Origin of the sequence: Streptomyces malaysiensis subsp. malaysiensis, assembly GCF_040653035.1 — a bacterium.
Taxonomy (GTDB): domain Bacteria; phylum Actinomycetota; class Actinomycetes; order Streptomycetales; family Streptomycetaceae; genus Streptomyces; species Streptomyces malaysiensis.
On the sequence record NZ_JBEZNG010000023.1, the window covers coordinates 51,094 to 73,698 of the forward strand.

General features: G+C 72.0%; 19 protein-coding genes. 11 read left to right on the forward strand and 8 right to left on the reverse strand.

What is annotated here, in order from left to right:
- The first annotated feature begins 211 nt into the window (after positions 1 to 211).
- Positions 212 to 3,334, forward strand: a complete 3,123-nt coding sequence (locus AB0E24_RS34670; RefSeq protein ID WP_359383114.1) for a discoidin domain-containing protein — start codon at positions 212 to 214, stop codon at positions 3,332 to 3,334.
- 153 nt (positions 3,335 to 3,487) lie between these two features.
- Here AB0E24_RS34670 and AB0E24_RS34675 read toward each other — a convergent pair whose 3' ends face one another.
- Complete coding sequence (locus AB0E24_RS34675) at positions 3,488 to 4,408, reverse strand: SDR family oxidoreductase (protein ID WP_079260355.1); 921 nt, start codon at positions 4,406 to 4,408, stop codon at positions 3,488 to 3,490.
- Positions 4,409 to 4,463: 55 nt separating this feature from the next.
- Between AB0E24_RS34675 and AB0E24_RS34680 the strand changes: the two genes are divergently transcribed.
- Entirely contained in the window at positions 4,464 to 5,114 is a 651-nt protein-coding gene (locus AB0E24_RS34680; protein WP_197710449.1) for a TetR/AcrR family transcriptional regulator, read from the forward strand.
- Positions 5,115 to 5,126: 12 nt separating this feature from the next.
- Here the strand turns inward: AB0E24_RS34680 and AB0E24_RS34685 are convergent, their stop codons facing one another.
- Entirely contained in the window at positions 5,127 to 5,714 is a 588-nt protein-coding gene (locus AB0E24_RS34685) for a TetR/AcrR family transcriptional regulator (RefSeq protein ID WP_069861536.1), read from the reverse strand.
- 96 nt (positions 5,715 to 5,810) lie between these two features.
- Here AB0E24_RS34685 and AB0E24_RS34690 point away from each other — a divergent pair, with 96 nt between their 5' ends.
- Positions 5,811 to 6,854, forward strand: coding sequence for an NAD(P)-dependent alcohol dehydrogenase (locus AB0E24_RS34690; protein ID WP_283887390.1), 1,044 nt, complete (start codon positions 5,811 to 5,813; stop codon positions 6,852 to 6,854).
- A 180-nt stretch (positions 6,855 to 7,034) separates the two neighbouring features.
- On the opposite strand, the gene AB0E24_RS34695 is transcribed toward AB0E24_RS34690, so the two are convergent.
- The 4 genes from AB0E24_RS34695 to AB0E24_RS34710 form a co-directional block, all read right to left on the reverse strand.
- The gene (locus tag AB0E24_RS34695) at positions 7,035 to 7,970 is read right to left on the reverse strand and encodes an NADP-dependent oxidoreductase (protein WP_232638064.1); all 936 of its coding nucleotides are present in this window, start codon (positions 7,968 to 7,970) and stop codon (positions 7,035 to 7,037) included.
- Positions 7,971 to 8,280: 310 nt separating this feature from the next.
- Positions 8,281 to 9,483 carry an acyl-CoA dehydrogenase family protein gene (locus tag AB0E24_RS34700; RefSeq protein ID WP_359383122.1) on the reverse strand — a complete coding sequence of 401 codons (1,203 nt, stop codon included), beginning with the start codon at positions 9,481 to 9,483 and terminating at the stop codon, positions 8,281 to 8,283.
- Between the two features lie 62 nt (positions 9,484 to 9,545).
- On the reverse strand, positions 9,546 to 10,040 hold the full coding sequence (locus AB0E24_RS34705) for a flavin reductase family protein (RefSeq protein WP_079256854.1): 495 nt from the start codon (positions 10,038 to 10,040) through the stop codon (positions 9,546 to 9,548).
- Positions 10,041 to 10,289: 249 nt separating this feature from the next.
- A complete protein-coding gene (locus AB0E24_RS34710) occupies positions 10,290 to 11,636 on the reverse strand; it encodes a PucR family transcriptional regulator (protein WP_359383126.1) in 1,347 nt (448 codons plus the stop codon).
- 287 nt (positions 11,637 to 11,923) lie between these two features.
- Here AB0E24_RS34710 and AB0E24_RS34715 point away from each other — a divergent pair, with 287 nt between their 5' ends.
- From AB0E24_RS34715 to AB0E24_RS34745, 7 genes are all read left to right on the forward strand, one after another.
- Positions 11,924 to 12,712, forward strand: coding sequence for a FadR/GntR family transcriptional regulator (locus AB0E24_RS34715; protein WP_359383128.1), 789 nt, complete (start codon positions 11,924 to 11,926; stop codon positions 12,710 to 12,712).
- A gap of 234 nt (positions 12,713 to 12,946) precedes the next feature.
- Entirely contained in the window at positions 12,947 to 14,254 is a 1,308-nt protein-coding gene (locus AB0E24_RS34720) for an ABC transporter substrate-binding protein (RefSeq protein WP_069861551.1), read from the forward strand.
- Positions 14,254 to 15,213 (forward strand): carbohydrate ABC transporter permease, encoded by a 960-nt coding sequence (locus AB0E24_RS34725; RefSeq protein WP_069861553.1) that lies wholly within the window; start codon positions 14,254 to 14,256, stop codon positions 15,211 to 15,213. Before AB0E24_RS34720 ends, AB0E24_RS34725 begins: the two co-directional genes overlap by 1 nt.
- Positions 15,210 to 16,064 carry a carbohydrate ABC transporter permease gene (locus AB0E24_RS34730; RefSeq protein WP_359383135.1) on the forward strand — a complete coding sequence of 285 codons (855 nt, stop codon included), beginning with the start codon at positions 15,210 to 15,212 and terminating at the stop codon, positions 16,062 to 16,064. The genes AB0E24_RS34725 and AB0E24_RS34730 overlap by 4 nt, the downstream gene beginning before the upstream one ends.
- Before the next feature lie 63 nt (positions 16,065 to 16,127).
- Positions 16,128 to 17,342 carry a D-mannonate dehydratase ManD gene (gene manD, locus AB0E24_RS34735; protein ID WP_359383137.1) on the forward strand — a complete coding sequence of 405 codons (1,215 nt, stop codon included), beginning with the start codon at positions 16,128 to 16,130 and terminating at the stop codon, positions 17,340 to 17,342.
- Between the two features lie 145 nt (positions 17,343 to 17,487).
- Entirely contained in the window at positions 17,488 to 18,273 is a 786-nt protein-coding gene (locus tag AB0E24_RS34740; protein ID WP_174882292.1) for an ABC transporter permease, read from the forward strand.
- Between the two features lie 91 nt (positions 18,274 to 18,364).
- Complete coding sequence (locus AB0E24_RS34745; RefSeq protein WP_093701766.1) at positions 18,365 to 18,739, forward strand: BlaI/MecI/CopY family transcriptional regulator; 375 nt, start codon at positions 18,365 to 18,367, stop codon at positions 18,737 to 18,739.
- 155 nt (positions 18,740 to 18,894) lie between these two features.
- Here AB0E24_RS34745 and AB0E24_RS34750 read toward each other — a convergent pair whose 3' ends face one another.
- Both AB0E24_RS34750 and AB0E24_RS34755 read right to left on the reverse strand, forming a co-directional pair.
- On the reverse strand, positions 18,895 to 20,346 hold the full coding sequence (locus tag AB0E24_RS34750) for a sensor histidine kinase (RefSeq protein WP_359383141.1): 1,452 nt from the start codon (positions 20,344 to 20,346) through the stop codon (positions 18,895 to 18,897).
- Positions 20,347 to 21,024: a response regulator transcription factor gene (locus AB0E24_RS34755; protein ID WP_093705390.1), complete on the reverse strand. Its 678-nt coding sequence runs from the start codon at positions 21,022 to 21,024 to the stop codon at positions 20,347 to 20,349.
- Positions 21,025 to 21,267: 243 nt separating this feature from the next.
- Between AB0E24_RS34755 and AB0E24_RS34760 the strand changes: the two genes are divergently transcribed.
- Entirely contained in the window at positions 21,268 to 22,578 is a 1,311-nt protein-coding gene (locus tag AB0E24_RS34760; protein WP_359383144.1) for an AbrB family protein, read from the forward strand.
- Positions 22,579 to 22,605: the final 27 nt, after the last annotated feature.

Here is a 22,605-nt window from a genome sequence, read left to right on the forward strand (position 1 = left end):
ACCCCGACGCACGACCCCCGGCACGGCCGGTGGGCGGTTCTGTCACCCACCGGCCGGCCGCGGCATGCCCGGAACACACCGGTCGTACGGACGGCACCCAGCGAAAACCGGTGAATGGGTGACGTCACACCCGTTGACGTGCGGACCGGGACCACCGAAGAATGTGCGGCGCCCCTCTGACAACGTTGTCCAGCCTCCGAGGTATCGCACCGTGTCGCACAGCTCCCTGCCCCTCGACCGCCGCCGCTTCCTGCACCTCGCCGGTCTCACGGGTGCGTTGGCCGCCCTGCCCCCGCTCACCGGAGCCGCGAGCGCCCACGCGGCGCCCGGCGGCACGGACACGCCGCCCGACGCCGTCGCGGCCACCTATCTGCGGGTGCTCCTGGACCACACCCGGTGGTCCGAGACGCAGTGGGACGAGGCCCGGGGCCACTACCTGGCCAAGGACTTCGGGTTCGCCGTGGTCCTCGGCAACGCGGTCCTGCTCACCCACGGCACCTACGACGCGGCGCGCGCGGGCACCGACCGGGAGACCCTCGAACGGCGCACGCTCGCCACCATCCGGCACTTCGCCGCGTCCAACCGGCTCACCGGCGGCGACGAGTGGGGCCGCACGCTCTTCTTCGACACCACCTTCCAGTCGTACTTCATCCTCGCCGCCCGGCTGCTGTGGAAGGACCTCGACACCGCGACGCGGCGGAACGTCGAGACCATCGTCCGCGAACAGGCCGCCTACACCGTGTCGTTGGGCAGCGGCGACGACCCCGCCTCGGGCGACTGGACGCCGAACGGCCTGAACGGCGGACACATCGGCGACACCAAGCTGGAGGAGATGGGCCTGTACGCGCAGACCCTCGCACCGGCGCTCGCCTGGGCCCACGACGACCGCCGCGCCGCCGACTGGGCCATGTGGTACGGCGTCTGGTCGCGCAACGAGGCGGGGCTGCCGCCCGCCGATCTCGCCAACCCCGCCCGCGTGGACGGCGTGGCCGTCTCCGAGAACACCGCCCGCAATCTGTACGACACCTTCATCGTCGAGAACCACGGCTCCTTCGGCCCGCACTACCAGGAGGAGCTGTGGCGCACCTCCGGCCGCAACGCCGCACACTTCCTGGCCGCCGGACGCCCCCTCCCGCAGGTCCTCGCACGGCAGCCGAACGCCCAGCCGCTGTGGCGCACACTGCTGGGCGTCATGAGTGACGCGGGCGAGCCGCTGATGCCGATGGTCAACGACCGCGAGCACCTCTACGGCAGGGACGTCATCCCGCTCGCCTTCCTCTCCCAGGTGATGCGGGACGAGGCCGCGGCGCGTGCGGAGCAGGAGCTGGCGGCACGGCTGGAGGCGTATCAGCAGTACCCGCCCGAGCACCGGTTGGCGAAGTTCTCGGGGGAGCCGAAGTACGAGCCGGAGGCACGCGCCGAGATCGCGATCAGCTACCTGCTGCACGTATGGGCGGCGGCGTCCGGGCGGCCCGTCGAGCCGCTGTCGCGCGAGGAGCTGTTCGCGCATGCCTCCGGTGTCACGGACTTCGGGACCGGCCCCGGACTGGTGTCGCACCAGTCGCGAACCGCGTGGGCCGGTGCCGTGACCAAGCCCGGGTTCGTGAAGTTCGCCTGGCAGCCGGGCCACGACGACTGGCTGTTCCGGCTCAGCGGCGCGACCCCGATGTTCCTGCCCGCCACCGCCGCGAAGGTCCAGGGCCGTACCGTGCGCCTGTACGAGTCCCCGCGCGACGGCTTCGACGGCAGCGCGACGCTCCTGCGCCTCGACGGCGGCTGGGCCGGGTTCGCGACGCTCCCCACGGGCGCCGTCGTCTACGCGAGCAGCGGCACCGCCGACGCGGAGGGCCACCTCGAGGTGCACAACCTGACGATGCCCGGCATGCCGGGGCTCGACGGCGGGCGCACCTACCGCTACGAGGAGGGCGAGGCGACCGTACGCGCCCGTGACACCGCCACCGGCACACCCGCCGGACGGGTCGACGACCTCGGCTTCACCCCCACGACGGTGCGCCACGTCCGCATGCTCGGCGTGCGGCCCGACCCGGCCTACGGGTACTCGCTGTACGCCTTGGAGGTGCGCGACGGCGCCCAGGGCGCGGACCTGGCGCGCGGCGGGTCCGCCACCGCCTCGTCGGCCGACGCCGGGAAGGGCGCGCCGCTCGCGGTCGACGGCGACGCGGCCACCCGCTGGGCGGTGTCGAAGGCCGACCGTCCGCGCGCCGACAGCTGGCTGGCCGTCGACCTCGGCGCGGAGCGCCGGATCGACCGGGTCACCCTGCGCTGGGAATCGGCGGCCGGCCGCGCCTACCGCATCCAGGGTTCCACGGACGGCCAGGACTGGCGGGACCTGGCGACCGGGCCGAGGCCGGCGGTGAGCAGCCGCGGCGGCTGGCTCGATGTCGAGGGACGCGCCGGGCTGGTGGTGCGTGACGGCCGGAACCCGATCGGCGTCTACGACGACACGATCGTCCTCGGCGACGGCCCGGCGGCACCCCTCCTCGTCGAGGGCTTCCGCGGCACCTCGGCCGGGAAGCTGCGCGCGATCGCCCGGGGGAGCGCACCCACGGCGGAGGCCACCGAGGTGCGTACGACGCTGACGGACGGGCATCTGACCCTGTTCAACCTCTCCGGCGAGTCGGTCACGACGCTGATCGCGATCCCGCGCACCGGCACGGACACGGTGGTCTTCGAGGGCACGCAGCGGCTGACCGCCGACGGCACGTCCTTCGAGGCCGCGCTGCCGGCCGCCACGGCGGTCGTGCTGCCGCCGCGCTTCACCCTCAGCCCTCTCACGAGCCGAAGTCTGCCGCCGGGCCTGCGGGTCCAGGTCGTCGACGGCGCGACCGTGCGCCTGTCCGGGGCCTCCTGCACCCTGCGCGTCCGGGCCCAGGGGCACAGCAAGGTCGCCGTCGTCGGAGCGGGCCGGACGGTCACCGTCGTCCTGGACGGCGCGGCCGCGCACCCGTACGACGACCTGGCCCTCGGGCGGACCGTCTTCCCCACGAGCCCGCTGCCGGAGGGCATGTCCGACCCCGCGGCGGCGGTGGACGGCGACGCCCATACGGCGTGGCGGCCGGGCACGCGCGGCCGCATGGTCGTGGACCTCGGCACGGCCCGCCCGGTCCGCCTGGTGGAGGCCGAGTGGACGGCGGGCGCGGTGCCGGGCGCGAAGGTCGGCTTCAGCATGGACGGCATCACCTACCGGGACGCCGGGGCACTCACCGGCCGGGGCCGGGTGCGCCGGCTGACCGCCTCCGGGACGGCCCGCTACGTCAGCCTCCAGGTCGACGGGGCGGCGGACGCGGGGGTGTCACGGCTGACGGTGCGCTGAGGGCTCCGGGCCCGCCGGGCCCCGCGGGGACGCTCGTCGCCCGTACCCCGCCCGAACCCGAGTCGGCCACAACAGCCCGTCCGGCACTTGAGGACGGGACCGCTGTGGCCGACTCGGGGGCATACCAAGGGGGCGAGTCCGCTCAGGGAGAGCTCACCGGTGGCCGCACCGCAGGGGGCGGAGCCGTGCGTGGAGTCCGGCTCCGCCCACGGCTCCCTTCGGGTAATGGCGGCGCAGGTTGGCGGCGAGGACGCGGTCGAGCGTGCGGTCGGACAGCATCCGGCCCAGGCGCATGATCAGGGCGGCATCCCGGCCCGCGGTGTAGCGGGTGCGCGGTCGGCGGGTCGTCACGGCCTTCGCGATGACCCGCGCGGCGGCGTCGGCGGTCAGACCCGATGAAGTGCCCGAGGCCATCAGCTTGTTGTTCGCCTGGACCAGGCCGCCGTAGCGCTCGTTCTGCTCCGGCGTCATCCGGGCGGCCAGGTGGTTCGCCGTCGCGATACCGCGGGTGGCCATCTCCGTACGGACGCCGCCCGGCTCGACCACGACCACCTGTACGCCCAGCGGCGCGACCTCCCGGCGGAGCGAGTCGCTGACCGCCTCCAGGGCGAACTTCGCACCGGCGTACGCGCCGTATGTGGCCATGGCGAACTTGCCGCCGACCGAGCTGATGTTGATCACGCGGCCCCTGCCGCGCAGCAGCGCGGGCAGCAGCGCCTGGGTGACGGCGATGTGGCCGAACAGATTGACCTCGAACACCCGCCGCCACTCCGCCATCGGCAGGGCCTCGACCGGGGCGTTCACCTGGACGCCGGCGTTGTTGACGAGCGCGTGCAGCGCGCGCGGATCGTCGGCGACGCGGGCGGCGAGCGCCTCCACCTGCTCGGACTTGGTGATGTCGAGGATGACCGGTTCGATGCCGGTCGATCGGATGGCGTCGGCGTCACGGTCGCGTCGCACACCGGCCAGGACATGGAATCCCTGGCGAGCCAGTTCGCGGGCGGCTGACGCGCCCATGCCCGTGGAGGCTCCGGTTACGACGATCAGCTTCCGGGTTTCAGATGACGTTGTCACCTTGGCTACGGTACCGGCTGAGATGACGCTGTCAACCGAATGTATGATGGCCGTCATGGTCACCCGTGCGGAGTCCGCCGCCGTCACCCGCCGCGCGCTGCTCGACGCGGCTGCCGAACTCCTGGACCTCGGCGGCCCCGAGGCGGTCACCTTGCGCGAGGTGGGCGCGCGTGCGGGCGTGACACGGGGGGCGCCGTACCGGCACTTCGCGGGCAAGGACAGCCTGCTGACCGCCGTCGTGACCGAGGGCTGGGAACGGATCGGCGACCAGGTGCACGCCCTGCGGACCGACCCGGCCCTGTCGGCCTCCGAGAAGCTGCGCGGCGCTCTCCGCGCCCTCATCGGCGTCGGCCAGGACCAGCCGCATCTGTACCAGATGTTGTTCAGGCGGCCCGGACACCGTCCTGAAGAGCTCGGCGAAGGACTCGATCGCGTCCGGCGCCAGCTCTGCGGACCCGCGGGCGACCCGGCCGCGGACCGCGTCCGCGCGGCCGGACGCTTCCAGGACGAGTTCCTGGCCATCGTCGCCGCCCTCGTGGGGGAGCGGAACACACGGCACTACGGCGCCCTGCTGCTGAGCGGCGCCCACGGCATCGCGGACATGGAGCTCAGCGGCCACCTCGGCACGGACAGGCTGCGCAGCACCACGGACGAGCTCGTCGACACCCTCGTCCGCATGGTCGGGGACGTCGGCGAAACGACCTAGCGGCCGCTGCCGTCAATCGGCTGTGACGGCGCGCCGGACGCATGCGCGGAGCAGGGTGCGGCGCCCTTCGTGTACGTCGGAGGGCTCCTGGTCGGTCGCCGCGTAGACGTTGCTGACCGGCGACCAGGCCATGGACATGGCGATGACCATGGCCATCACATCGAACGGGTCACCCTGGCGCACCCGCCCGGCGGCCTGGGCTTCGGCGATGGCTCGCAGCTTGTGATCGTCGTATTGGCCGTGGCCGTCCACGAGGTGACCGGCCGGTTGGCGCTCCAGGCGCGCCCAGGTGGCCAGCCTGATGAGGTCGGGGCGGCGAAGGTACTCGTCGTAGAGGCGTACGGCCCAGTCCGCGAGGTCGTCGGCGTCGATCGGGACGACGTTCGTGATGCGCTCCAGAGAGCCGAAGAAGATCGCGTCGAAGAGCTTTTCCTTGTTGCCGAAGTAGGCGTAGAGCTGGGCCTTGTTGGTGCGCGCGGCGGACACGATCCGCTCGATGCGCGCCCCGGCGATGCCGTGCTGGGCGAATTCCCGGGTCGCCACCTCGAGAATGCGCTGGTAGGTCGCGGCTCCGCGCGAGGTCAGGGGCTGGTCCGCCATGGCTGGACGATAACAGACAGAACAGTTGGTTTGCCAAACCGGGAGGACCGGGCTTACGGTCCAATAAACCGAACAGTCTGTTTAAGGAGCTGTGCTGTGCGGACAACGACCGGATGGCAGGTGGACGGGCCGACGGCAACGCTGCGGCGCACATCGCTGGAGCGCCGGGACCTGCGCCCCGACGATCTCGCGATCCAGATCGACTACTGCGGTGTCTGCCACACCGACCTGCATGCCCTCGGCCACCACGACGGGGGAGCGGGGCATCCCCTGGTGCCGGGGCATGAGTTCACGGGTGTGGTGACCGAGACGGGGCCCGAGGCCACCCGCTTCTCCGTCGGCGACCATGTCGCGGTCGGCAACATTGTCGATTCCTGCGGCGAATGCGCCATGTGTCGGGCCGGTCAGGAGAACTTCTGTCACACCTTCCCGACCCTGACCTACGGAGGCACCGACCGGCAGGACGGCTCGACCACGCTGGGCGGATACTCCCGTGAGTACGTCGTCCGCGACCGGTTCGCCTACCCGCTTCCTTCCGGGCTGGACCCGGCCGCCGCCGCCCCTCTGCTCTGCGCCGGTATCACCGTCTGGGAACCCCTGCACGCTCTGGGCGTGGGGCCCGGCAGCCGCGTCGGCGTGGCGGGGCTGGGCGGTCTGGGGCATCTCGCGGTCAAGATGGCCGTGGCGCTCGGCGCCATGACGTCGGTCATCAGCCGTTCGCCCGACAAGGCCGACGACGCACATCGTCTCGGCGCCCACGAGCTCATCGTGTCCACGGAACCGGAACAGATGGCCAGGGCCCGGGACAGGTTCGACGTCGTCATCGACACCATCTCCGCCCCGCACGACCTCGGCCCGTATCTGCGGCTGGTCGCCATGGACGGCACCCTCAGCCACCTCGGCCACCTCGGACCGGTCACCGTGGAGACCATGGACCTGCTCGTGGGGCGCAAGAAACTCAGCTCCGCGGGAAGCGGTGGCCGTCCCGCGACCGCCGCCATGCTGGACTTCTGTGCCGACCAGGGCATCACCGCCGAGATCGAACTCCTCCCCTCGGCGCGGGTGAACGAGGCCCTCGCCCGGCTCCGTCGCAACGACGTCCACTACCGTTTCGTGCTGGACATGTCCGACCTGGGCTGAGCGGGCCGGGCGGATGGCCTCGTCCGGCCAACGCCCGCCGCCCGCCCTGCCGTTCACGCCTCCGCGCACCGGATCCGCCACGGCCCGTCCCACGAGCCGTGGCGTCCCCCGTGCCCGCTGAACCTCTGGAGGGTGTCCGTCGGTGGGGGACCGAACGGCGGGGCTCCCGGCCGGGTGCGATCAGGGAGCGATCAGGACGGTCTTGCCGGGCAGCCGACCGGTGCCGGCGTCCTCATGCACCGCGCTCGACTCGACCAACGGGCGGCGGGCCGCGACATGGATCCGGAGCCGACCGTCATCGACCCTGGCGACCAGCTCGGTCAGCTGGGCGGCGTCGCCGCGGACGAACAGGCTCGCGGCGCGCACGGACCGGGCGGGCTCCTCGGGAACCGGGGTGGCCGTGCTGGCGGCGACCCCGCCGTCGGCGACATAGCGCGACAGCCGCGCGGCCTCGTCCGGGGCGATGCGCACCAGGTTCAGCAGGACCTGGAACGGACCACCCACGGCGGCCGGACCCTCGGCGAGATCGAGGTGGCCGACGACCCGGGCCGCGCCGTAGCCCTTCAGGCGCTCGGCGTGCCGCGGACCGGCCGCCGCGGTGACCTGCGCCCCCGCGTCGACGGCGAGCTGGACCGCGAGGCCACCCACCGCGCCCCCTGCCCCGTTGACCAGGACGGTCTGTCCGGGCTTCAGCTCGGCGAGCTCGAACAGCGTCTGCCAGGCCGACAGGCCCACCAGGGGCAGCGCCGCGGCGTCGACCAGCTCGATCGTCCGGGGCGCCGCGACCAGGGCCTCGGCCGGGGCGAGCACATACTCGGCGGCCGCGCCGGTGGCGTCGAGGGGCAGCATCGCCACGACCCGGTCACCGACCTCCAGGCCCGACACCTCCGCGCCGAGTTCGGCGACGGTGCCCGCCAGATCGATCCCGGGCACATGCGGGAGGGCGACCGGGATCATCTCGGTCAGGGCACCGGCGCGGATGTGGTCGTCGACCGGGTTGAACGAGGTGGCCGCCACCCGCACCAGCACCTGCCCGGCGCCGGGGACCGGACGCTCGACGTCCTCGTAGCGCAGGACCTCGGTACTGCCGAAGCCGTGGTAACGCACTGCCTTCATGGCACTTTCCTCCAGTGTGTGGTGACTGTGTGTCGATACCGATGCCATGCCGATGAGGCGATCGGTCGGTCATGCGCGGCGAGCCGATGCGCGGAAGGGCTCGCCACCGTGTTGCGAAACCGCGGCGCGCAGTGGCGCTCGAGGCGCGAACCGGCCGAAGGCGGCCTTCAGTTCATCCGCGCCGGCGGTGAGCGAAAGAGGGACGAAACGATCGGCCGTCGGGTGGGCGACCGCGACACCGGGTGCCCTTGCCCCGGTGGTCGGTGAGGGCGTCGACGTGGGCTCGGACGAGAGCGTCGACGGCCTCGTCCTACACCATCACGGACACCGTGCCCCGGATGCCGAACAGCGACTTCCCGTAGATCTCGGCGGCCACTTCGGGGTTCAGGACGGCGTGCCGGCTGCCGGTCTCGATGTCGCGCCAGACGCGCTGCAACGGGTTGGACTCGCCGAAGCTCGAAGCCCCCTGGGCCGAGCACACGATACGGACCGCCTCACGCGCGTGGACCGCGGCCATTCCCGCGTCCATCCGCATCCGCGCCCGCGCGTCGTAATCGGGAAGCACCCCGAGCCGCGCCGCCTCGTCGAGGTCGGCGGCCGCCCGGTAGGCGTGCAGCCGGGCGGAGTCGGCGAGCGACGCCGCCTTCGCGGCGGCGAGTTGGACGGTGGGCGCCTCGGCCTGGGAGGTGTAGCTCGTGAGGGTCAGCGCTCGCCGCGGGGCCCTCTCCACCAGGAGATCGACGGCGGCCGTGGCCAGCCCGAGCTGGGGCCCGGTCAACACCAGCGCGGCGGCCGGCACGAACGGTGCCCGGTAGAGCGCCTCGTCGGTGAAGGGCGTGGCGTAGCGGCCCTCGACGGCGTCGGGGACGGAGTGGAAGCGGTGTGCGGGGACGAAGAGGTCCTCGCCGACCAGCGTGTTCGACGCGGTTCCGCGCATGCCCGCCGTGAACCAGGTGTCCTCGATGGTCAGCTCCGACATCGGCGCGAGCACGATGCCGACGGCGTCCGACGTGCCCTCGGCGTCCGGCCGGGTGACCCCGAGGACCGCCCAGTCGGCATGGGCGCACCCGGAGGCGGGGGCCCAGCGCCCGCTCACCCGGTACCCGCCCTCGACCACGCGCGCCGTACCCGAGGGGGTGACCACGCCGGCGACTCGGGCGTGGGGGGTGCGGGCCCAGACGTCGTCCTGGGCCCGGGCGGGGAAGAGCCCGACGAACCACGCGTTGGCGTTGAGCAGGGAGGTCACCCAGGCGGTGGAGCCGCAGGCACGCCCGACCTCGCGGCCGACCTCCAACAGGGTGCGGTAGTCGGTCTGAAGGCCGCCGTAACGGGCCGGACGCATCAGGGAGAGCAGCCCGGCCTCGGCCAGGGCGCCGATGTTCTCGGCGGGCACCCCGCGCTCGCGGTCGGTCCGATCGGCGTTGCCGGCCAGCAGTGGTCGCAGCGTGGCGGCGCGCTCGACGAGGTCGGACCGGAGGGCGCGCGCGGCGTCGGTGGTGCGAGGAACGTCCATGATGGTGCTCATCGTCGTCACTTCGGTGTCCGGGGTCATGGGGGTACGGGCAGGGGTACGGGTCAACTCGCGACCGCGAGAGGGGAGTGCGTGCCGAAGACCCGGCGCGCGTAGACCAGCGGGGCCGTGGGGGTCGACTCGGCCTCCTCGACGCACACCACGAGCAGGACGTGGTCACCGCCGTCCACATGGCGTTCGACGCGTCCCACCGCCCAGCCGGCGGACTCGGGCAGATGGGGCAGTCCGGCACGGACGGTCCACGTGACGCCGTCGAACTTCGAGCCCGGCCCCCGGTGTCGACGGGCGAACGCCGCCGCCGGCTCCCGCTGGTGGGCGCCGAGGATGTTCACCCCCACCCGGTCGCCAGGCCGGAGGTGGGGCAGCAGCCCCGAGGCACGGTCCAGGGCGAAGCTCACCAGCGGAGGGTCGAGCGAGAGCGAGGCGAAGCTGGACACGGTGCTGCCGTGCGGGCGGCCGTCGGCGGTCGTCGCCGTCACCACGGTGACCGGGGAGCACACCCCGCTCATCAGCTCGACGAAGGTCTCTCGGTCGATCATCGTATGCCTCCCGTGGTACGCGAATCCGGTCGTCGGGACGCGTGGCCTCGTGCGGCACCGCGTCCGACGTCACGAAGTAAACTCCGGCTTCCGGAGCGGCCGCTTGGTCTGCCGGTTCAGAATCCCGGCCTCCCCTTGGTCTGCCGGTCCGGGCGGCGACCGGTACCTCGGGCGGACCCCGGTACTTCGGGCTCACCGCGGGCACCTCGGCTCACCGCGTACCTCGGGCTCACCGCCGGTGCGTCGGGCTCACCGCTCGACGTCGCGGGGCAGGAGGACCGCGTCCCCCAGTTCCTCGGCGAGTGCCAGGGCGGTGTGGAGGGCGAAGCGGCGGCCGTCGAGGTCGTGTCCCAGCACCTCCTGGGCCCGCTTCACGCGGTAGCTCACCGTCCCCCTGGCCACGTGCAGGCGTCGGGCGACATCCACGAGGCCGCGCTCGGCGTCGATGTAGTGGTACAGCGTGGTCCGCAGCGCCTCCATCGGCGCGTTGCGGGCGGCGAGCCCGCCGAGTTCACGTCGTACGAAGTCACCGGCCGCGTCGAGATCGGTGGCCAGCAGCGCGATGGTGGCGATATCGGCGTAGGCGGTGGCGTGCCTCGGAACCCGTCCGGCCTCGCGCCGCAGCCGCTCGACCCGCTCCCCGCGCTCGGCCTCGCGGTGGGAGCGGCGGAAGCCCGCCACGCCGTCGCCCGGTGTCCCGAAGGCCGCCTGTGTCTTGTGCCGGGACAGTGCTTCCGTGACGGCTTCCCAGGAACCGGTCCCGCGCGTGCCGTCCGGAGGCACGGTGCCCCACGCCCACAACCGCCCCGAGGCCACGGGTATGGCCAGCGTCGTGGTGGCGCCCCGGGCCCGGAGCACCTCGTTCGCCGTCGCCTGGAGCGTGGAGCCGCCGTCCGGCGAGTCCGACCACACCACCACCGCCTCATGGGTCCGCCGCAGGTTGTAGCCGAGGGTGCGCGACGCCTCGCCGGCGTCCGTTGTCGCGGGGTCACTCAGCAGGGACCGCACGATGTCGGCCCGCGCCGCGGCCGCGCTGGTGCTCCACACCTCATGCTCCACGAGATAGGCGCGGATCATCGTGTCGGAGAGCTCATCGACGTAGGAGAACAGCTCGCGGGAGATCGCCGTGACCTCGTCGACCGCCACCTCGGGGTCGACCAGCTCGGTGCAGGCCCGCAGGAACGCCTCGGTCGTCGCCGCGTGCCCGACCCGGACGCCGTGCAACACCCGCTCGAGCGGTACGGCCCGGTGTACGAACTCGCGGATGCCCTCCAGGATCGCCTCATCGGTGGGCAGGGCGGCCGCCGGGCCTTCCAACAGGGTGAACAGGGCCCGCAGGGTGGTCGCTTCATTGCCTCGGCGGAGCATCTCGACCGCGGCCGGGCCACCGCCGAGGGCCGGCACCTCGCCGACGATCCGCCGCACGACCACCGCGTTCAATTCGATCGCCCAGCGCACGGGGCCGGCACCGACGCGTGCGACGGCGTCCTCGACGATCGCCCGCGGGCTTGCCGCCCGGTCCATGTCGACCTCACCCCGGGGGCCGAGCCGCGTGATCCAGGCCCGCCGCGGCCGCCGCCGACCGGTCTCGGTCACACCGCCCTCCCTCGGGCCGCAACGTCACAACAGGGTCACCCACGTCGACCACCCGCGGCGCCGGTGCCGAGCGCGAGCCTTCCCCGATACGAGGTAGGCTCGGCCGCGGATCGTCATCGAGTCCGGTCGCGGTGGTCCGTACCCACATGTGACGCCATATTCGCCCCAATCCAAGGGATTGATCAACTGCGGGCTGCCGAAGCCTTCCTCAGGCGAAGCCGAAGAACCGCCCCGGCCCGCCCCACCGGCGGCGACTCGACTCCTGGGCGACGCTGTACCCTCCTGGTATGCCGTCTGCCCCGTCCTCGCAGTCGCGCCCGGTCGTCACCAGTGCCCGGAGCGGGCTTCTCACCGAGCGCATCGCGCGTCAACTGGAGCACGACATCAGGTCCGGAGCGATCGCCGTCGGCGCCAAGCTGCCCTCGGAGCGCGAACTCGCCGCGACATTCGGCTCCAGCCGGAACGTGGTGCGGGAGGCTCTTCAGCGGCTGGAGGCGCAGCGGCTGATCGAGGTGGCTCCGGGCCGCGGTTCCTTCGTACGGGACCAGTCGTCCGGGCAGGCCCGCGGGTACGACGCCCTCTACCGGACGGGTCGGCCCACGGTGCGCCAGCTCATCGAGGCGCGGCTGCCGCTGGAGGTGGAGACGATCCGGCTGGCGACCCTGCGGGCGGGCGAGGACGACATCGCGGCGATGCGCGCGGCGCAGGACAGACTGGAGTCGGCGACCGACGTGGTCACCAAGGCGCGTGCGGATGTCGCCTTCCACGACGCGATCGCCGTCGCCAGCGGCAACCCGGTCCTGCGGATCATGCTGTCGTCGATCAGCGGCATGATGTTCGAGATGATGCTCCGCTCCAACTCCGACCCCTCCATCGAGGAGCCGGGGGTGCCGCACCATCCGGAGATCTTCGACGCGATCGTCGCGCGCGACGAGGAGCTGGCCTGCGCGCATATGCGGGAGCACCTCCTGCTCGGCACGCGCACCTACGGCGCCGATCTCGACCTCCAGGTGGATGTCATGGCACGGCGCCACATCGAGCTGCTGCTGACCGAATCCGACCACCCGGCCGGATAGGGATCCGAAAACCGGCGGCGGAAACCGCCCCCTTACGTCCGCACACCCTCGCCGCACGGGCGTGATGTTCGGTATGCCCGCATTCGGGGCGTGGCGAGTCGCTCCGCTTGCCGACCGGCCCAGGGGCTGGTCAGTGACCCCTTGGCCTGTTAACGTCCCTCACGGTCGAACTGGTCCTACCGGTTGGACCGATGTGTAACGGGACGCATCACCAGCAGAGAGACGAGGACGAGGATGTCCACGAGCAGCCAGTTCCTCAGCCGCCGTGGCTTCGGCAGACTGGCCGCCGGAGCCACGGCGGCCATCGGCGCCGGAGCGCTCGGCGCCTGTTCGCGCGGGGGCGGCACACCGTCGGCGAACACACCGCTGCGGATCATGGCGATCAATCACGTCTGGTCGCAGGCCGTCCGCCGCCGGATGAAGGAGTTCGAGGAGCGCGTCGGACGCCGGGTCTCCATGACCCTGCTCACCGCCGACCAGCTCGCCAGCAGCTACAACGTGAAGCTCAACGCATCCGGCACCGATGTGGACGTGATGATGGTCCGGGCCCTCCAGGAGCAGCCGGTCTTCGCGCACAACGGCTGGCTCGCCGACCTCACCGACCGGGTCCACGGCGATGCCCGGTTCGACTGGCAGGACTTCCAGAAGGCCCCCCGGGGCGCCTCGGAGACCAAGGGCAGGGTGCTGAGCGTCCCGGTGGTCACCGAACGCCCCGCGCTGTACTACCGCAAGGATCTGGCCGACCCTCCCCGCACGCTCGACCAGCTGATGGACGCCTCCATACGGCTCACCGACCGGGGCAAGGGCTTCTTCGGGTACGTGGGCCGCGGGCAGCGCAGCGGCGCCGTCTCCCAGTGGTCGAGCTATCTCTATTCGTACGGCGGCGACTTCGTGGTGGACGGCAGGTCCGGCATCGGCAGCCGCGCCGCGACCGCCGCGTACGAGTACTACGGCGGGCTGCTGCACAGGGCGGGCCCGCCCGGTGCCACCAATATGAGCCTGGAACAGGCCATGCCGATCTTCGCCCAGGGCAAGGCCGCGTTCTACATCGACGCCGACGCGATCTACAGCAGCTTCCTGGACCCCGGTGTCTCCTCGGTGCGCAAGACCGTCGGCTTCGCGCCGTTCCCCGCGGGGCCCGCGGGCGCCCGCCCGCACAACATCCCGTCCTGGAGCCTCGGTATCAACACCTTCTCCCGACTGCGCGATGACGCATGGGAGTTCATCCGCTGGGCCGCGGGCCCGGACATGGCCGCCGAACTCCAGGCCGCGGGAATACCGTGTGCCCGGCAGTCCGTGTGGTCCGATCCCAAGACGCTCGCGTCCTTCCCGCCCGACCTCGCCGAGGCGATGCGCGTCAACGCCGAGCGCGGCATCGGACACGACCGCCCCCAGGTGCTCCAGGTCGGACGGGCCCGCGACATCGTCGGGCGCCCGCTGGTGGCCGGGATCCTCGGCAAGCCGGTGAAGCCGGTGATCCGTGACGCCGACGCCGAGTTCGCCGATTTCCTCGTCCGCGACAACCGCCACAAGGAGTCCTGATGTCCACCACCGAGGTCCGTGCGACGGCGACGGCCCGGGACTCCGCCCATCCGCCCCGCGGCCGGGCCCCGCGCACCGTCGAACAGGCCAACCGCCGGCTGAAGTGGGCGATGCTCACCCCGGCCCTCGCCTTCGTCGGACTGATGATCGTCTTCCCGCTGGCCTTCACCGTCGACCTGAGCCTCACCGACGCCTTCGGCGCGGTGAATGCCCAGAAACACCACGTGGGACTGCGGAACTTCGTGGACGCGCTCGACGACGCCCGCCGGTTCTGGCCCGCGGTGAAGCGGACCGTGATCTTCACCATCGGCGCCGTGGCGCTGGAAATGGTGCTGGGTCTCGCGCTCGCCATGCTGATGCGCAAACCGTTCCGTGGCATGCGCTGGGTACGGACGGTCCTGATCATCCCGCTGCTCACGACACCCGTCGCGATCGGCATCCTGTGGCTGCTCATCCTCGACCCCACCAACGGCATCGCCAACCATCTCCTGGCCTCGATGGGGCTTCCCCGGATGGAATTCCTCGGCTCCGTGAGCCAGTCGCTTCCGACCCTGATGCTCATCGATGTGTGGCAGTGGACACCGATGATGACGCTGCTCCTGCTGGCCGGGCTCACCACCCTGCCCGAGGAGCCCGAAGAGGCCGCGCTCGTGGACGGGGCCAACGCCTGGCAGCGGTTCCGCCATGTCGTCCTGCCCATGCTCGGCCCGACGATCGGCACCGCCCTCGTCCTGCGCGCCGTGGACGCGCTCAAGACCTTCGACATCCTCTACGCCACCAAGGGCCCGGGCGGCGGCTCCGACTTCGAGGCCGAGACCCTCAACGTGTACGCCTACGGGCTCACCTTCGACTACCAGGAGTACGGCCTGGCCGCGGCCGTGCTGGTGCTCTTCACGCTCTTCATCGTCGGCGTCGTCGTAACTCTGCGCCGCCGTTCCGGAAGGAAGGACGCCGTATGACCGCCTCCCACGTCACCACCGCGCCCCGCGGGCGCACCGGCCGCCGCCGTGGTCTGGCCTGGCTGCGCGGCGCCGCCATCACCGTGGTGACACTGATCTTCGTGCTGCCGGTCGTGTGGATGTTCGCGGCGGCCTTCAAGACGAACGTCCAGGTGACCGACCCCCGGGTCGGACTGTGGTTCTCGCCCACGCTGGAGAACTTCCGCAACATCGTGGAGGCCGGCCAGATCCTGCGCTCGATGGGGAACTCGCTGCTGGTCGGAGTGGTCTCCACGGTGCTCTCCGCCGTCATCGCCGTACCGGCGGCCTGGGCGGTGGGCCGGTTCCGGATGCACCGCACCGGCTCCCTCATCCTGGTCGCCCGTATCGTGCCCGCGATCTCCCTGCTCGTCCCCTGGTACTACCTCTTCGCGCAGCTCGGGCTGGTCGGCTCGTACACCGTCCTGATCCTCAGCCAGATGTTCGTATCGGTGCCGCTGATCACCTGGATCATGATCAGCTTCTTCGCGGGCCTCCCCGTCGAACTGGAGGAGGCCGGCCGGACCGACGGGCTCTCCGCGTTCGGCGCCTTCTGGCGGATCACCCTGCCCCTGGCGGCCCCCGGGACGGCGACGGCCTCGCTGCTGGCGTTCGTGTTCAGTTGGAACAACTTCATGTTCGCGCTGGTCTTCGCCGACGACCGTACCCAGACCGTGCCGGTGGCGCTGTTCAACTTCATCTCCTACGCGAGCACCGACTGGGGCGGCCTGATGGCTGCCGCCACCCTCATCACGGTGCCGGTCGTGGTGGCCGCGGTCGTCGGCCAGAAGTACCTCGTGGCCGGTCTGACCTCGGGAGCCTCCAAGGGCTGACCGGCCCTTCCGCCCCTCACCCCGACGCAGCCGGGACCGCACCGGCTCGGAAAGAGCAGACATATGAAGATCGTCGACGCGAAGGTCGTCGTCACCAGTCCCGGACGCAACTTCGTCACGTTGAAGGTGACGACCGACGAGGGCCTCACCGGCCTGGGGGACGCCACGCTCAACGGGCGCGAACTCGCCGTGGTGAGCTACCTGGAGGACCATGTCGTACCGCTGCTCATAGGGCTGGACGCGCACCGGATCGAGGACACCTGGCAGTCGCTGTACCGGGGGGCCTACTGGCGCCGCGGCCCGGTCACGATGGCCGCGATCGCCGCCGTCGACGTGGCGCTGTGGGACATCAAGGCGAAGGCGGCCGGGCTGCCGCTGTACCAGCTTCTCGGCGGGGCGAGCCGTGACCGTATCCGCACCTACGGCCATGCGGAGGGCCGGGACCTCCCCGAGCTCCTCGACTCGGTGCGCGCCCGGCTGAGCCAGGGCTTCCCGGCGATCCGGATCCAGACCGGCATTCCCGGCCTCACCTCGGTGTACGGCGTGCACACCACGGACACCGACGACAAGCCCGTACCGCACCAGGGGGCGAAGCCCCTCGTCGAGGACTGGGACACGGAGGCGTACCTGCGCCACATTCCGCGGGTCTTCGAGGCGGTACGGGCCGAGTTCGGGCCGGAACTGGCGCTGCTCCACGACGCTCACCACCGGCTGACACCGGTCCAGGCCGCGCGTCTGGGCCAGGAGCTGGAACCGTACCGCCCGTTCTGGCTGGAGGACTGCACGCCCGCGGAGAACCAGGAGGCGCTGCGACTGGTGCGGCGGCACACCACCGTTCCGCTCGCCATCGGCGAGGTCTTCAACACCGTCCACGACTACCAGACCCTCGTCACCGAGCAGCTGATCGACTATGTGCGCTCCGCCGTCACCCACTTCGGCGGTGTCACTCCGCTGCGCAAGCTCTTCGACTTCGCGGCCCAGTACCAGATCAAGAGCGGCATCCACGGGCCGGAGGACATCTCGCCCGTCGGCATGGCCGCGGCCGTCCATCTCGATCTGGCGGTCCACAACTTCGGCATCCAGGAGTACTCGGGGCACAACGCCCTGACACGGGAGGTCTTCCGGCACGCCTACACCTTCACCGACGGCCATCTGCACCCGGGCGAGGCGGCCGGTATCGGGGTGGAACTGGATGAGGACCTGGCCGCGGCCCACCCCTACCGGCAGGCGTATCTGCCGGTGAACCGGCTCCACGACGGTACGGTCCACGACTGGTGACCGGCCGCGGATGACGGGGCGCCGTCAGGCCCGCCCGACGCGCCGTGGAGTGTGGGGCGGGCAGCGGCCCGGCAGGACCCTCGACGCGTCGGCGGAACGCGGGACGGGCTGTCGCGCGTCGCTATCGGCGTTTACGGTGAGGCACGTGACGCTGAGCGCGAGATCCCTGCTGCCGGTCAACCTCACCCTCGGCGTGCTGTTGACCGTGCTGCTGGCCGTGGCCGCGGGGGTCGCCTACTGGTCCGGTCTGTCCCCCAGCCCCTCCGCCAACCGCCCGCGGGAGATCGTGGTCGCGGGCGTGCGCGCGGCAGCGCAGCTCGCCGCCGTGTCCCTGGTCATCACCTGGGCGGTCACCAATGTGGCGGGTCTGGCGGCGTTCCTGGTCGTGATGTTCGGCGTCGCCGTGCGCACGGCGGGCCGACGGCTGACCACCAACCGCACCTGGTGGCTGACCGCCGCGCCGATCGCCGCCGGTGTCGTTCCCACGGTGGCCGCGCTGCTGCTGACCGGACTGGTTCCCGCGAAGGGCCTTGCGCTCATCCCCATCAGCGGCATCCTCATCGGCGGCGCCCTGACGGTGACGGTGCTCGCGGGCCGACGCGCCCTCGACGAACTGGAACTTCGCCGCGGCGAGGTCGAGGCGGCGATGGCCCTGGGCTTCCTCGACCGGGACGCGCGCATGGAGATCGCACGGCCGGTCGCCTCCGACGCGCTGCTGCCGGGGCTGGACCAGACGCGCACCGTCGGGCTGGTGACGCTCCCCGGGGCATTCGTGGGCATGCTGCTGGGCGGGGCGAGTCCGCTCATGGCCGGTGCCGTTCAGCTGTTCGTCCTGATCGCCTTGATGGCGGTCCAGGCCATCGCGGTCGCCGTGACCGTCGAACTCATCGCCCGGCACCGTCTGTTCCGCCCCGGACGGCGGGCGGCCTGACATCCGCGAGGGGTGTGAGTCCGCGACGGTCCTCCGCGGGCCGGTGGTCGCACTACGCGGCCGTGGACGACCGTCTGCGAAAATGAACGCCATGACGGAGCAGCATGGCGACCGCCGCCCGGCCGGGGAACTGGAGGCCAGCGTCCTGGCGGCGCTGTGGGCTGCCGACCGGCCCCTCACTCCCGGAGAGGTCCGGAAAATCCTCGCCACGGGCTTGGCACGTACGACGGTGACGACCATCCTGACCCGGCTCCATGAGAAGGGGATGGTCGGCCGCACCCGCCAGGGACGCGGATACGCCTACACCCCCGTCGCCGACACATCCGGCCTGCGTGCCCGCCGCATGCACGCCGAGCTCGAACGCGGCGAGGACCACGGCAGCATCCTGGCCCGGTTCATCTCCGACCTCAGCCCCGAGGACGAACGGACACTCCGCGCGTTGCTGGACGGCGACCAGGAGACCTGACAGCGCTCGGCTTCCTGTGACTGAGCTCAGCCGCCGCACTCGCCGACTTCTCCCGGAAACCCCGGCCGGGCACACATCGGTGGCCCGGTGGTCGGCGCCGCTGCCGGACATGGGCCGTCGCCGGCGCGCACCGAGCCGCGACAGGGCTTGGCGGATCAGCCGGGCGGGGACGCGGCCGGCAGGCGGACCACCAGGCGTGCCCCGCCGAGGCCGCCGTCGTCCGGCGCGGGGTCCTGGTCGGCGTGGACGGTGCCGCCGTGCGCCGTGACGACCTTGCTGACGATGGCCAGGCCGAGGCCCGAACCGCCGGCCTCGCGGGACCGCGCCTCGTCGAGCCGGGTGAAGCGCTCGAAGACCCGCGGCCGGTCCGCGGCCGGGATGCCCGATCCGTCGTCGCTGACGGTGAGTTCGACAGTGCCTTCGCGTTCGCCCAGGGCCACCCGTATCCGCTGGTGGGCGTGGCGGCGGGCGTTGTCCAGCAGGTTGCGCACGACGGAGCGCAGCGCCTCGGCGTCACCCCGCACACGCCCGCCCGAAACCCGCCGGGCGTCGATGTCCACCTGGGTCAGGGAGCGCTGTGCGCGGACCTCGGCCAGTACCACCTCGTCCAGGTCGATGACGTGTGTGACCTGTGACCGTGACCGGGCGGGGTCCTCGCTGCGGGCCAGTGTCAGCAGCCCCTCGACCAGGTCGTGCAGCCGGACGGTGTCCTCCAGCAGGGCGGCGGCCATGTGCGGGTCCCGGTCGGGGTCGGGATAGCGGGACATGACCTCGAGCTGGGCCCGCAGGGCCGCCAGCGGACTGCGCAGTTCGTGTGCGGCGTCGGCGACGAAGCGGCGCTGTGCGGCGGAGGCGTCGTCCAGGCGGGCGAGCATGTCGTTGAGGGTGATGCCGAGCGCGTGGATCTCGTCCTGGCGGGCGGGCAGGTCCAGGCGGCGGTGGAGATCGGTCGCGGTGATGTCGGCGGCCTGGCGGCGCAGGGTTTCCACCGGGCGCAGGGTGCGGCCGGCGGTGAGCCAGATCGTCCACGCCACCAGTGCGGTCAGCGCGGGCACTCCGGTGGCCAGGCCGGTGGTCAGGCTGGACAGGGTGTGCTCGGCCTGGGTCAGGGATACGCCCACGACGATGGTGGCCGGCCGGCCGTCGATACGGATCGGCCTGGCCAGTACGCGGAAGTCGCCCCCGTCGGCGATGCCGAGGCCACGGAGGGTGGTGGGGTGCCCCTCGAGTACCCGCGAAGGGAGGGGGTTCGGGAAGCCGCTGGGGCTGCCGGGGCGCGTGTCGTAGTCGGAGCTGGCCCGCACCTTCCCATGGGCGTCGAGCACCTCCACGACATCGGCGTCCCCGCCGGTGGAGGGGATGAGGGAACCCAGCCGGTCCTGACGGACGAGGGAGGTGACATCGGACAGCCGCTGGCGGCCGGTGCTGTCCCGGTCGCGCCACATGGAGTGCTGGAGACCGACCAGCAGGCCGAGACCGGCGGCGACCATCGCGATGACGACGGCCACCGTGGCCCATAGGGTGACCCGGGCCCGCAGACTCAGCTTCCGGGTCAGCCTCCGCGGCCAGTCGAATGCCGGACGCCGGAGGGGGAGGCGTCGGGACATTCAGCCGCCCTTCACATCCAGCCGGTAGCCGATGCCGCGCACGGTCTCGATGGCGGACCGGCCGAAGGGGGTGTCGATCTTGCGCCGTAGGTAGCCGACGTACACCTCGACGATGTTGGGGTCGCCCTCGAACCAGGCGTCCCAGACCTGGGCGAGCAGCTCCTTCTTGCTCACCACCGTGTCGGGGTGGCGCAGCATGAACTCCAGCAGTCCGAACTCGCGCGGTGTCAGCTCCAGGCGCTCCTCGCCCCGGCCGCAGCGGTGGGCGTCCGGGTCCAGCCAGAGATCGCCCGCACGGAGCACCGGCGACCGCTGCGGGGCGCTGCGGCGCAGCAGCGCGCGGATCCGGGCCAGCAGCACCACGAACGAGAACGGCTTCGTCAGATAGTCGTCCGCGCCGAGATCGAGGGCGTCCGCCTCGTCGTACTCCCCGTCCTTGGCCGTGAGCACCAGCACGGGGGTGGTGATGCCCGCGGCGCGCAGGGTCCGGCACACGTCATAGCCGTTGCGGCCCGGCAGCATCAGATCGAGGACAATCACCGCGTAGCCGTTGTGCCTGATCAGGCCGAGGGCCTTCGCGCCGTCCCCGGCGATGTCCACGCCGAACCCCTCGGCGCGCAGTCCGCGGTCCACGGCGGCGGCGATGTTCGGCTCGTCCTCGACGACCAGCACGCGCATGTGACATCACCCCATCACATCACCTCATAACGGTACCGCCGGGTCGGCCGGACGACTGATCCGAGGCGGGGCGGGAGGACGGACCGCGGGTCGGCCGCGCTCTCTCAGCGGGCTCTCAGGACCCCCTCAGCGCTCACTCAGCGCTCTCAGCGGGCTCACAGGCCGTACCCGGCACAGTGGAGAGTGCGTGTTTCGCACAGGCGTCATCCGACCGACCCGCACCGCCGACGAAAGGCCCCAATCGTGGCACTGACCTCCGCGCCGCGATGCACGGACGAACGTCCCAGCCCCAGTCCCAGTCCGAGCCCCATCGCCACCGCCAGTGCCGCGCCGAAGCCCGCCCCGGGCAGTGCCGAGCCCCGCGTCTCCCGCCCGGCTCCCGCCGGACTCTGGGCGCTGATCATCGCCGGGGGGTACGCCGCGGGACTCGGGGCGGACGCCTTCGGCGTTCCCGCCCCCTATCTGCTGGCCTCACTGCTGGTCGGCGCCGTCCTGGCGCTGTGCGGAGTGGTCCGTGACCGGCTTCCGGCACCGGCCCACCGGACCTCGCAGGCACTGGTCGGCGCCCTCATGGGCAGCTATCTCACCCCGTCGGCCCTCATCTCCGCCGCGCCCGTCGCGCTGCCGCTGACGGTGGTCACCGTGGCCACCATCGCACTGAGTCTCGGGGTCGCCTGGCTGCTGGCCCGTGGTGGCCGCATCGACCGGCCGAGCGCCGTCCTCGGCATGGTGCCCGGTGGTTCGGCCGCGATCGTCACCTGCGCCGATGAGCTGAAGGCCGATGTGCGGCTGGTCGCCTTCACCCAGTATCTGCGGGTCGCTCTCGTCGCCACCACCGCCCCGCTGGCGGCCCACTGGATGACCTCCGCGTCCTCGGCCGCGGGCGGTCACCCGGCCGCGGGCGGCGGAGCCGGACCGGGCCTCTTGCATGTGGTCGCCGGGTCGGACCAGCTCACCGGCCTGTGCACACTCGCCTTCATCGCCGTCGCGGGCTCCTTCGCCGGTCGGCGGCTGCGGGTGCCCACGCCACTGCTGATCGGCCCGATGCTGGTCGCCCTGGCCGCCACGCTCAGCGGCGCCGTGCCGGGCTTCGCACCCGTCGGCGTGGTCCAGAACGCCGTCTTCGTCCTCGTCGGCCTCGATGTGGGCGTGCGGTTCACCCGCCGGACGCTCGGCAGCGTGCGGCGCCTGCTGCCCTCGATCCTGGTCTGCATGGCGGTCGTCTGCCCCGGTTGCGCCGGGCTGGCATGGATCTTCGCCGGGGCGACGGGCACACCGTTCACCGACGCCTACCTCGCCACGACCCCCGGGGGAATCAACGCGGTCCTCGCCACCGCGGTCTCCTCCCACGCGGACGTCGCGCTGGTCTCGACCGTGCAGAGCCTGCGGCTCCTGGTGGTCATCCTGGTCACGCCGATGATCGTCCGTCTGCTGGTGTCGCGGTGGTCGAAGCCGGTCGGCGCCTCGGGCACCACCGTGGTGCGGGGACAGGCGCTTCGGCATCGACCGGCGGTGCGCCCGGAACGATGCCCACCCCGTGAGCGTCTACAGTAATGTAGACCGTCTACATGCCTGTAGTCG

Coding starts and splice junctions, on each gene's coding strand:
- AB0E24_RS34680 (WP_197710449.1), top strand. CDS start 4,464: ATGGTCACCCGTGCGGAGTCCGCCGCCGTCACCCGCCGCGCGCTGCTC.
- AB0E24_RS34685 (WP_069861536.1), bottom strand. CDS start 5,714: ATGGCGGACCAGCCCCTGACCTCGCGCGGAGCCGCGACCTACCAGCGC.
- AB0E24_RS34695 (WP_232638064.1), bottom strand. CDS start 7,970: ATGAAGGCAGTGCGTTACCACGGCTTCGGCAGTACCGAGGTCCTGCGC.
- AB0E24_RS34700 (WP_359383122.1), bottom strand. CDS start 9,483: ATGGACGTTCCTCGCACCACCGACGCCGCGCGCGCCCTCCGGTCCGAC.
- AB0E24_RS34705 (WP_079256854.1), bottom strand. CDS start 10,040: ATGATCGACCGAGAGACCTTCGTCGAGCTGATGAGCGGGGTGTGCTCC.
- AB0E24_RS34715 (WP_359383128.1), top strand. CDS start 11,924: ATGCCGTCTGCCCCGTCCTCGCAGTCGCGCCCGGTCGTCACCAGTGCC.
- AB0E24_RS34720 (WP_069861551.1), top strand. CDS start 12,947: ATGTCCACGAGCAGCCAGTTCCTCAGCCGCCGTGGCTTCGGCAGACTG.
- AB0E24_RS34725 (WP_069861553.1), top strand. CDS start 14,254: ATGTCCACCACCGAGGTCCGTGCGACGGCGACGGCCCGGGACTCCGCC.
- AB0E24_RS34730 (WP_359383135.1), top strand. CDS start 15,210: ATGACCGCCTCCCACGTCACCACCGCGCCCCGCGGGCGCACCGGCCGC.
- manD (WP_359383137.1), top strand. CDS start 16,128: ATGAAGATCGTCGACGCGAAGGTCGTCGTCACCAGTCCCGGACGCAAC.
- AB0E24_RS34745 (WP_093701766.1), top strand. CDS start 18,365: ATGACGGAGCAGCATGGCGACCGCCGCCCGGCCGGGGAACTGGAGGCC.
- AB0E24_RS34750 (WP_359383141.1), bottom strand. CDS start 20,346: ATGTCCCGACGCCTCCCCCTCCGGCGTCCGGCATTCGACTGGCCGCGG.
- AB0E24_RS34755 (WP_093705390.1), bottom strand. CDS start 21,024: ATGCGCGTGCTGGTCGTCGAGGACGAGCCGAACATCGCCGCCGCCGTG.